The organism is Enterococcus durans NBRC 100479 = LMG 10746 (genome assembly GCF_001544215.1).
GTDB lineage: Bacteria > Bacillota > Bacilli > Lactobacillales > Enterococcaceae > Enterococcus_B > Enterococcus_B durans.
The window spans coordinates 1-10,317 of record NZ_BCQB01000071.1 but is presented as its reverse complement, the minus strand read 5'-3'; the positions used below and the strand labels follow the sequence as shown (position 1 = coordinate 10,317).

Below are 10,317 nucleotides of genomic sequence, written 5' to 3'. Positions count from 1 at the left end.
TTCCAGGTTTATGACGACTTTTGGAAGTAAAAATCCATCCATTATCTTTATAATCAGGATTGAATCTTATATGTTGGTGATTTAACTCAATTTCCTCTTTAAGAATTTCTATAGCCCTTTTAGATAATTGGACATTTCGGTAACTTTGTAAGTTTTTTACATTACCTTCATAGCTATTTTCTGCAGCTCCTCCGTGAGTGGACTGACTAATGATGATATTTTGCTTTTCAAAATATTGATAGGCACCAATATTTTGGAGTTTTCGACTCTGTAAGTCAACAGGGCCATTAGTTAGAATACCTATTGGGATGCGGTTTTTATGTAGAGCCAGCAGTAGTTGATGTATCTCAGGAATCATCGTAATCTGATCGAGTTCATATTCATAGTCAGCTTGGAAGTCTAGAGCTTCTGTCCTAGAAATACTATCGATGCCAAATTCTTCCATAGTCTTCTGACAGCGAAAAATTCTAAGCTGCTCAATACTGATGGGTTTTTTCGTGTATTTAGGAAAAGCAACATCAGACCAATATCTGAAACGTTTGTAAATGTTATCTATTTGTTGGATATCAATCGTTGGAAAACATTTCTCAACGCTACGTTTAAAGGGGAGTTGATGGTCATAAAGAGTGTCATCAAGGTCAAAAACAATATTTTTATAAGTCATAATTCTAGTCCGCTTTTAAAATAGTAGTGTACTGGCTAAATTCCTCTAAGTGTTGAGGGCTAATCTGGTTATCTGTAATGATGGTATCGAGTTGATCTAGATTATAGAAGTTAAAGAAATCGTATCGATCGAATTTAGTACTGTCTACTAATAAGAATTTTTCTACAGCATTGTTTAGGGCAAGTTGTTGAATCACACCTTCCTTGTCACTATATGTAGCAATAGAATTATGGGTAACAGCATTTGCACTAACAAAAGCTTTGGCAAATCTCATTGCTTTTAAATTTGTCGAAGCCATTGAACCTACAAAAGCTCCAGTTATTTCTCTATATTCACCGCCAAGAAGCAATAAATCAATGGTTTCGCTATCATTTAGAATCAAGAACACAGGGAGACTATTTGTAATGACACGAATTTTATAACCTTTACGACCTTTCAATTCTAATGCCAGTTGTTCAAGTGTAGTTCCGGGTCCAATAAAAATAGTATCGCCATCTTTGATTAAAGAGCAGGCTTTTTTAGCAATGTCAATTTTTTCTTTTGTATTTAGACTTTTCTTCTCGATATGTGTCTTTTCAAGTGGCTTTTTAGAGGAAAGCAATTGTGCACCACCATGAGTACGTGTTAAAAGTCCATCAGCTTCTAGAGCATCAAGGTCTCTACGGGCTGTCATATCGGAAATATCTAGTTCATCTATTATTTCTTTTATGGTTATGGTCCCATCAATCTTTAACATATCTAAAATTTTTTCTAATCGTCGTTTTTTGTTCATATGAAGACCCTTCTTTCATAAAGTAATTTTTTTCCAAAGATAATTCTCTTTTAATTGTATCATAAAAGACAATATTTTCAAGGTAAAACAAACAATTTCAAACAAAAATAAATGTTAGATGATGAAATAAGAACAGAGGATTGACGTATATTAGCTTAGGTCAGATTTTGTATAAGACGAAAATAAAGTAGGACCTCTTAATCAGTAAGTTATAGAAAGTAAAAGACTTTTGTAATACTTGAATAGATATTTCACGTCCATTTTGTGATGGATTAAATGAACAAAAATGAACAATAATTTAACGGTGTTATCTATTTTTTAAAAAAACAAATAAAAAAAATAAAAAATAAACAAAAAGGTGTTGCTTTTTGTTTGAATGTTTGATATTATATGAACAAAGAAATGATGAAAACGTTTTTTCGAGCATTTTGCAAAATGTTTTCTACTTCTACGTAGCATTTCTTTCTAAAATTTAGGAGGTGGTCAAAATGGCTATTGTTGTTGGTGCAGATCTCAAAGGTACGAGATTAAAAGATGTTGTGAAAAATTTTCTTGTAGAAGAAGGTTTTGAGGTAATTGATGTGACTAAGGACGGACAAGATTTTGTTGATGTTACCTTGGCAGTTGCCTCTGAAGTAAATAAAGATGAGCAAAACTTAGGTATTGTAATTGATGCTTATGGAGCTGGTCCATTCATGGTAGCAACTAAAATTAAAGGTATGGTTGCAGCAGAAGTTTCAGATGAACGCTCAGCTTATATGACACGTGGACATAACAATTCACGAATGATTACGGTTGGCGCTGAAATCGTCGGTGATGAGCTTGCTAAAAACATCGCTAAAGGTTTCGTCAATGGTAAATATGATGGCGGACGTCATCAAATCCGAGTAGATATGCTTAATAAGATGTGTTAAGAAAAGGAGTTAAGGAATGAGAATCGCAATTGGATGTGACCACATTGTCACAGATGAAAAAATGGCAGTATCAGAATTCTTGAAATCAAAAGGACATGAGGTCCTTGATTTCGGGACATATGACCACGCACGTACTCACTACCCTATCTATGGTAAAAAAGTCGGTGAAGCAGTGGTAAGTGGTCAAGCAGACTTGGGAGTATGTATCTGTGGTACAGGTGTCGGCATTAACAATGCAGTCAATAAAGTTCCAGGTGTTCGCTCAGCGTTGGTTCGTGATATGACATCAGCTATATATGCAAAAGAAGAGTTAAATGCGAATGTTATCGGTTTCGGTGGAATGATTACTGGTGGTCTTCTTATGAATGACATCATTGAAGCTTTCATTGAAGCTGAGTACAAACCAACAGAAGAAAATAAAAAATTGATTGCAAAAATCGAACACGTTGAAACACATAATGCACATCAAGCAGATGAAGATTTCTTTACAGAATTCCTTGAAAGATGGGACCGTGGTGACTACCACGATTAAGGTATAACAAATGATTCTGACAGTCACACTAAATCCTTCAGTAGACATCTCTTATCCTCTAGAAACATTGAAAATTGATACAGTGAATAGGGTGAAAGATGTTAGTAAGACAGCTGGTGGAAAAGGCTTAAATGTTACTAGAGTCTTGTATGAATCTGGTGATAAAGTTACTGCTACAGGTTTCTTAGGTGGTAAAATTGGTGAATTTATTGAAAGCGAATTAGAACAATCACCTGTTAGTCCAGCTTTTTATAAAATCTCAGGAAACACTAGAAACTGTATTGCTATCTTACACGAGGGTAACCAAACAGAAATTTTGGAACAAGGACCAACAATTTCTCATGAAGAAGCAGAAGGCTTTCTTGACCACTATAGCAATCTTATTAAACAATCAGAAGTTGTGACAATTTCAGGAAGTTTACCTTCAGGACTTCCCAACGATTATTATGAAAAACTTATCCAACTTGCTTCGGATGAAGGAGTAGCAGTCGTTTTGGATTGTTCAGGTGCACCTCTTGAAACAGTTCTAAAATCGTCGGCTAAACCTACTGCCATCAAACCTAATAATGAGGAACTTTCACAGTTGCTTGGAAAAGAAGTAACAAAAGATATTGAAGAACTCAAAGACGTTCTTAAAGAGTCACTTTTTAGTGGTATCGAATGGATAGTGGTCTCATTAGGTCGAAACGGTGCCTTTGCAAAACTTGGTGATGTTTTCTATAAGGTAGATATTCCTGATATCCCAGTTGTTAATCCAGTCGGATCAGGGGACTCAACGGTAGCTGGTATTGCATCAGCTTTAAATAGTAAAAAAAGTGACGCTGACTTATTAAAACATGCGATGACATTGGGTATGTTAAATGCTCAAGAAACAATGACAGGGCATGTGAATATGACTAATTACGAAACACTAAACTCACAAATTGGAGTAAAAGAGGTATAAAAATGGTACTTACAGAACAGAAACGCAAATCTTTGGAAAAAATTTCAGATAAAAACGGTGTTATCTCAGCTTTGGCATTTGACCAACGTGGTGCTTTGAAACGTTTGATGGCACAGTATCAAGATACAGAACCAACTGTAGCTCAAATGGAAGAACTAAAGGTTTTGGTTGCTGATGAACTTACAAAATACGCTTCTTCAATGTTGCTTGACCCTGAATATGGACTTCCAGCAACAAAAGCATTGGATAAAGAAGCAGGTCTTCTTCTTGCCTATGAAAAAACAGGTTATGATACATCAAGTACAAAACGTTTGCCTGACTGCTTGGATGTTTGGTCTGCAAAACGTATCAAAGAGCAAGGCGCTGATGCCGTTAAGTTCTTGCTTTACTATGATGTAGACAGCTCAGATGAACTTAACCAACAAAAACAAGCTTATATTGAACGTGTTGGTTCTGAATGTGTCGCTGAAGATATTCCTTTCTTCTTGGAAATCCTTGCTTATGATGAAGAAATCTCAGATGCAGGTTCTGTTGAATATGCAAAAGTGAAACCTCGCAAAGTCATTGAAGCGATGAAAGTTTTCTCTGATCCACGCTTTAACATTGATGTTCTTAAAGTAGAAGTACCAGTTAACGTTAAATATGTCGAAGGTTTTGCTGATGGTGAAGTGGTTTACAGTAAAGCTGAAGCTGCTGACTTCTTTAAAGCACAAGAAGAAGCGACTAACCTTCCATACATCTACCTAAGTGCAGGTGTATCTGCTAAATTGTTCCAAGAAACATTGCAATTTGCTCACGACTCAGGTGCCAAGTTTAATGGTGTACTTTGTGGACGTGCTACTTGGGCAGGATCTGTAGAACCTTACATCAAAGAAGGTGAAAAAGCAGCACGTGAATGGTTGCGTACTACTGGATTCGAAAATATTGATGAACTTAACAAAGTTCTTGTTAAAACAGCTAGTCCATGGACTGATAAAGTATAGTAAAAACATAAAACGGAGGATATTGTTATGAACAGAGAAGAGATGACTCTCTTAGGGTTTGAAATTGTTGCTTATGCTGGAGATGCTCGCTCTAAACTTTTAGAAGCGCTTAAAGCGGCTGAAAATGGTGATTTCGCTAAGGCAGATAGTCTTGTAGTAGAAGCAGGAAGCTGTATTGCAGAGGCTCACAATTCTCAGACAGCTATGTTGGCTCGAGAAGCTTCTGGGGAGGAACTTCCATACAGCGTTACCATGATGCATGGTCAGGATCACTTAATGACTACTGTCTTATTAAAAGATGTGATTCATCACCTCATCGAACTTTATAAAAGAGGAGCAAAATAATGCATAAACTCATTGAACTTATTGAGAAAGGGAAACCGTTCTTTGAGAAAATCTCTCGAAACATCTATCTTCGTGCTATTCGTGATGGATTTATCGCTGGTATGCCAGTCATCCTTTTCTCATCTGTCTTTATCCTTATTGCCTATGTCCCAAATGCTTGGGGATTCCACTGGTCAAAAGACATTGAGACCTTCTTGATGACTCCTTATAGCTATTCGATGGGTATCCTAGCATTCTTTGTTGGTGGTACTACCGCTAAAGCTTTGACGGACTCAATGAACCGTGACCTACCTGCGACCAATCAGATTAACTTCTTATCTACGATGCTAGCGTCTATGGTAGGGTTCCTTTTGATGGCAGCTGAGCCTGCAAAAGAAGGAGGCTTCTTGACAGCCTTCACGGGAACAAAAGGTCTTTTGACAGCATTTATTGCAGCCTTTGTGACAGTTAATGTTTACAAGGTCTGTGTGAAAAATAATGTTACTATTCGTATGCCTGAAGAGGTTCCACCAAATATCTCTCAAGTATTTAAAGACTTGATTCCATTCACTGTATCGGTTGTTCTCCTTTATGGATTTGAACTCATTGTTAAGGGAACTCTTGGTGTAACCGTTGCAGAATCAATCGGTACCCTTCTTGCTCCTCTCTTCTCAGCTGCAGATGGTTACCTTGGAATTACACTTATCTTTGGTGCTTATGCCTTCTTCTGGTTTGTTGGTATCCACGGTCCTTCAATTGTCGAACCAGCAATCGCTGCTATCACTTATGCCAATATCGATGCCAACTTGCATCTTATCCAAGCTGGACAACATGCAGATAAAGTTATCACTTCTGGTACTCAAATGTTTATTGTTACCATGGGTGGAACAGGAGCTACATTGATTGTTCCATTCTTGTTCATGTGGATTTGTAAATCAGAACGTAACCGTGCCATCGGACGTGCCTCAGTTGTTCCAACATTCTTTGGGGTTAATGAGCCAATCTTATTTGGTGCACCAATCGTATTGAATCCGATTTTCTTTGTACCGTTCATTTTCGCTCCGATTGTCAACGTTTGGATCTTTAAATTCTTTGTTGACACATTGAACATGAACTCATTCTCTGCCAACCTTCCATGGGTTACTCCTGGTCCGTTGGGAATTGTACTCGGTACTAACTTCCAAGTTCTATCATTTATCTTAGCCGGACTCTTGGTAGTTGTTGATACTATCATTTATTACCCATTTGTTAAGGTATACGATGAACAAATTCTTGAAGAAGAACGTTCTGGTAAAACAAACGATGCTCTTAAAGAAAAAGTAGCTGCAAACTTCAATACTGCTAAAGCAGATGCCGTTCTTGGAAAAGCAGGCGTTGCTAAAGAAGATGTAGCAGCAAACAATAATATCACAAAAGAAACTAATGTCCTTGTTCTTTGTGCAGGTGGAGGTACAAGTGGCTTGCTTGCCAATGCCTTGAACAAAGCAGCAGCAGAATACAATGTTCCAGTCAAAGCGGCAGCGGGTGGTTATGGTGCTCACCGTGAAATGTTGCCAGAGTTTGACTTGGTTATCTTGGCTCCACAGGTCGCTTCAAACTTCGATGATATGAAGGCTGAAACAGATAAATTGGGCATTAAACTTGCAAAAACTGAAGGAGCTCAATATATCAAATTGACACGTGATGGACAAGGTGCTCTTGCATTTGTTCAACAACAGTTTGATTAATAAATTTGTAAAAGTTATTTGAGACGAGATTATTCTTTCAGTTCCTTATAATATTGTTAACCATATCATTTCATTTCATTTCCTTGGTTTCCGGAACTCAGAATATCGTCTCAAATGCTTTTTTTGAAAGGATTTATAGTTATGACTAAAACACTTCCTAAAGATTTTATTTTTGGTGGTGCTACAGCTGCTTATCAAGCAGAAGGTGCGACTCACACGGATGGTAAAGGCCCAGTTGCATGGGATAAGTATCTTGAAGACAATTATTGGTACACAGCAGAGCCTGCAAGTGATTTTTACCATAAATATCCTGTTGATTTAGAATTAGCTGAAAAATATGGCGTTAATGGTATTCGTATTTCAATTGCCTGGTCTCGTATTTTCCCAACTGGCTATGGCGAAGTAAATGAAAAAGGTGTTGAATTCTATCATAATCTTTTTGCCGAGTGCCACAAACGTCATGTTGAGCCATTCGTGACTTTGCACCACTTTGACACACCAGAAGTTCTTCACTCAGATGGAGATTTCTTAAACCGCGAAAATATAGAACACTTTGTAGATTATGCCGCTTTCTGTTTTGAAGAGTTCCCAGAAGTAAACTACTGGACAACTTTCAATGAAATTGGCCCAATTGGAGATGGTCAATACTTGGTTGGTAAATTCCCTCCAGGCATTCAATATGATCTTGCCAAAGTCTTCCAATCACACCACAATATGATGGTTTCTCATGCACGTGCTGTGAAATTGTATAAAGATAAAGGTTATAAAGGCGAAATTGGTGTAGTACATGCGTTGCCAACCAAATACCCTTATGATCCAGAAAATCCAGCAGATGTTCGTGCCGCTGAGTTAGAAGATATCATCCATAACAAATTTATCTTGGATGCAACCTACCTTGGACACTATTCAGATAAAACGATGGAAGGGGTCAACCACATCCTAGCTGAAAATGGTGGAGAACTTGATCTTCGTGATGAAGACTTCCAAGCACTTGAAGCAGCTAAAGATTTGAACGATTTCCTTGGTATCAACTACTACATGAGTGATTGGATGCAAGCCTTTGATGGTGAGACTGAAATCATTCACAATGGTAAGGGTGAAAAAGGAAGTTCTAAGTACCAGATTAAAGGTGTTGGTCGCCGAATCGCACCAGATTATGTGCCTAGAACGGATTGGGACTGGATTATTTATCCTGAAGGCTTGTATGACCAAATCATGCGAGTGAAAAATGATTATCCAAACTACAAGAAGATTTACATCACTGAAAACGGTCTTGGATACAAAGATGAGTTTGTAGATAATACCGTTTATGATGATGGTCGTATTGATTACGTGAAGAAACACTTGGAAGTTTTATCAGACGCAATTGCGGATGGTGCAAATGTTAAAGGTTACTTCATCTGGTCACTTATGGATGTCTTCTCATGGTCAAACGGATACGAAAAACGTTATGGACTATTCTATGTAGACTTTGACACGCAAGAACGCTATCCTAAGAAATCAGCTCATTGGTATAAGAAAGTAGCAGAAACTCAAGTGATAGAGTAATATTACTTGAAAATGTAAAAAATTGTTATCCGATACTTTAGAAAAAGTACAACACTTATTTAGACCAGGCTTTGAAAAGGTATATATTGTTAGTTTCGAAGATTGTCCTATGATTCCTGAGCTTGAAGCTACCCCCGTTGCTAAAATGTGGTAAATGGTATGTTTTAACTGGAAAAGAGTGGATTTGCCATTCTGATTTAGAGTTATCAGCATTTGAATGGGAATTTTTACAATCACACGATGTAGAAATACGTGAGACTATTCACTTCGAGGTAAATTATTTGCCTTTCCAATAATAAAAAGAAAGGAATTAGTTGTGACTATCGAATTAAAAAACGAGTATCTTACTGTTCAGTTTAAAACACTTGGTGGTCAACTGACTTCGATTAAAGACAAGGATGGGATAGAGTATCTCTGGCAAGCTGATCCAAATTATTGGAATGGACAGGCGCCTATTCTATTTCCTATCTGTGGTAGTTTACGAAATGATTGGGCTATTTATAGACCTCAAGAAAGACCTTTTTTTACAGGTCTTATTCGTAGACATGGTTTTGTTCGAAAAGAAGAATTTATTCTGGAAGAAGTCAACGATAATAGCGTGACCTTTAGTATTAAACCAAATGCTGAGATGCTTGATAATTACCTATATCAGTTTGAACTGAGAGTTGTTTATACCTTGAATGGTAAATCAATTAGAACCGAATTTCAGGTAACGAACTTGGAAATGGAAAAAACAATGCCTTACTTTATTGGAGCCCATCCAGCATTCAATTGTCCTTTAGTAGAAGGTGAAAACTATGAGGATTATTATATTGAATTTAGTGAGGTTGAGTCTTGCTCGATACCAAAGAGTTTTCCTGAGACAGGATTATTAGATTTGCAAGATCGGACACCTTTTTTGGAAAATCAAAAGATTCTCGATTTGGACTACTCACTTTTTTCCCATGATGCCATTACACTTGACAAGCTCAAGTCTCGTAGCGTAACGCTTCGGTCAAGGAAGTCTGGTAAAGGTCTTCGAGTAGATTTTGATGATTTTCCGAACTTGATTCTGTGGTCTACAACTAATAAAAGTCCATTCATTGCTTTGGAACCTTGGAGTGGTCTCTCCACTTCACTTGAAGAAGGTAATTTCTTAGAAGATAAAAGACAGGTAACGAAAATTTCACCTCAAGAAACTTCTAGAAAAATCTATGATATTACTATCCTTAATTAAAATTTGTTATTATTTGAGTCTTCAATAAGATTTGAATACTCTTACCTTGTGATGATAGATTGGTCTTCTCCGTGCCAGTCTTACATCGCAAGGTTTTTAAGTTTTTTGTGGGTCTATGTCAACTGTAGTGGGTGACGAAAAGCTAATATCTAAAGACAGTCTGGTAGTAAAAAAATAAGATTATTTACTACTTCTTGATTTAAAATAATAGTGGAGCCATTAATTTGTGGCAAATTTAATTTAATATTTTGCCTCAAATTAGCCACACTTTTTATAGAACTAAGAGGAAAAATGAAGTTTTCTTCCTATTAAAATTGTTGTTTGAAATCTTAAATATAGCGTTTTACGATGTAATGGGAAGTATGGTGAATAAATCAACTATGTTCGTATGACAGAAGCACTTATTAGCCGTTTAAGCGATCAAGGCTATAATTTAGTGATTGAAGGAACAGGACGAACAACAGACGTTCCTATTCAAACCGCAACAATGCTTCAAGCCAAAGGTTATGAAACAAAAATGTATGTCATGGCAGTACCTAAAATCAACTCATATTTAGGAACAATTGAACGGTATGAAACTATGTATGCAGATGATCCAATGACAGCTAGGGCAACACCAAAACAAGCGCATGATATTGTTGTCAAAAACTTACCGACCAATTTAGAAACCCTTCATAAAACGGGCTTCTTGGAA

10 protein-coding genes and 2 pseudogenes are annotated in these 10,317 nt (G+C 36.9%); 10 read left to right on the top strand and 2 right to left on the bottom strand.

The window, feature by feature from the left end; genetic code table 11:
- Together ED2_RS13340 and ED2_RS13335 are read right to left on the bottom strand one after the other, a co-directional pair.
- Positions 1-664 (bottom strand): HAD family hydrolase (locus ED2_RS13340; RefSeq protein WP_060789883.1); only part of this gene is annotated, 664 nt, incomplete at its 3' end.
- A 4-nt stretch (positions 665-668) separates the two neighbouring features.
- The gene (locus tag ED2_RS13335) at positions 669-1,436 is read right to left on the bottom strand and encodes a DeoR/GlpR family DNA-binding transcription regulator (protein WP_002345826.1); all 768 of its coding nucleotides are present in this window, start codon (positions 1,434-1,436) and stop codon (positions 669-671) included.
- A gap of 488 nt (positions 1,437-1,924) precedes the next feature.
- Between ED2_RS13335 and lacA the strand changes: the two genes are divergently transcribed.
- From lacA to ED2_RS13290, 10 genes and pseudogenes are all read left to right on the top strand, one after another.
- Positions 1,925-2,350 carry a galactose-6-phosphate isomerase subunit LacA gene (lacA, locus tag ED2_RS13330; RefSeq protein ID WP_002290555.1) on the top strand — a complete coding sequence of 142 codons (426 nt, stop codon included), beginning with the start codon at positions 1,925-1,927 and terminating at the stop codon, positions 2,348-2,350.
- 16 nt (positions 2,351-2,366) lie between these two features.
- A complete protein-coding gene (gene lacB, locus ED2_RS13325) occupies positions 2,367-2,882 on the top strand; it encodes a galactose-6-phosphate isomerase subunit LacB (RefSeq protein WP_002345825.1) in 516 nt (171 codons plus the stop codon).
- Positions 2,883-2,892: 10 nt separating this feature from the next.
- Entirely contained in the window at positions 2,893-3,825 is a 933-nt protein-coding gene (gene lacC, locus ED2_RS13320; protein WP_005878821.1) for a tagatose-6-phosphate kinase, read from the top strand.
- 2 nt (positions 3,826-3,827) lie between these two features.
- On the top strand, positions 3,828-4,808 hold the full coding sequence (gene lacD, locus ED2_RS13315) for a tagatose-bisphosphate aldolase (RefSeq protein WP_002290551.1): 981 nt from the start codon (positions 3,828-3,830) through the stop codon (positions 4,806-4,808).
- A 27-nt stretch (positions 4,809-4,835) separates the two neighbouring features.
- The gene (locus ED2_RS13310) at positions 4,836-5,153 is read left to right on the top strand and encodes a PTS lactose/cellobiose transporter subunit IIA (protein WP_002290550.1); all 318 of its coding nucleotides are present in this window, start codon (positions 4,836-4,838) and stop codon (positions 5,151-5,153) included.
- On the top strand, positions 5,153-6,859 hold the full coding sequence (locus tag ED2_RS13305) for a lactose-specific PTS transporter subunit EIIC (protein WP_060789882.1): 1,707 nt from the start codon (positions 5,153-5,155) through the stop codon (positions 6,857-6,859). Before ED2_RS13310 ends, ED2_RS13305 begins: the two co-directional genes overlap by 1 nt.
- A 141-nt stretch (positions 6,860-7,000) precedes the next feature.
- A complete protein-coding gene (gene lacG, locus ED2_RS13300) occupies positions 7,001-8,407 on the top strand; it encodes a 6-phospho-beta-galactosidase (RefSeq protein WP_002290548.1) in 1,407 nt (468 codons plus the stop codon).
- A gap of 22 nt (positions 8,408-8,429) precedes the next feature.
- Positions 8,430-8,703, top strand: a pseudogene (locus tag ED2_RS16160) (DUF3884 family protein).
- A gap of 20 nt (positions 8,704-8,723) precedes the next feature.
- Entirely contained in the window at positions 8,724-9,623 is a 900-nt protein-coding gene (locus tag ED2_RS13295; protein ID WP_002345823.1) for an aldose 1-epimerase family protein, read from the top strand.
- Between the two features lie 385 nt (positions 9,624-10,008).
- Positions 10,009-10,317: pseudogene (locus tag ED2_RS13290) on the top strand (zeta toxin family protein); the annotation flags it as partial.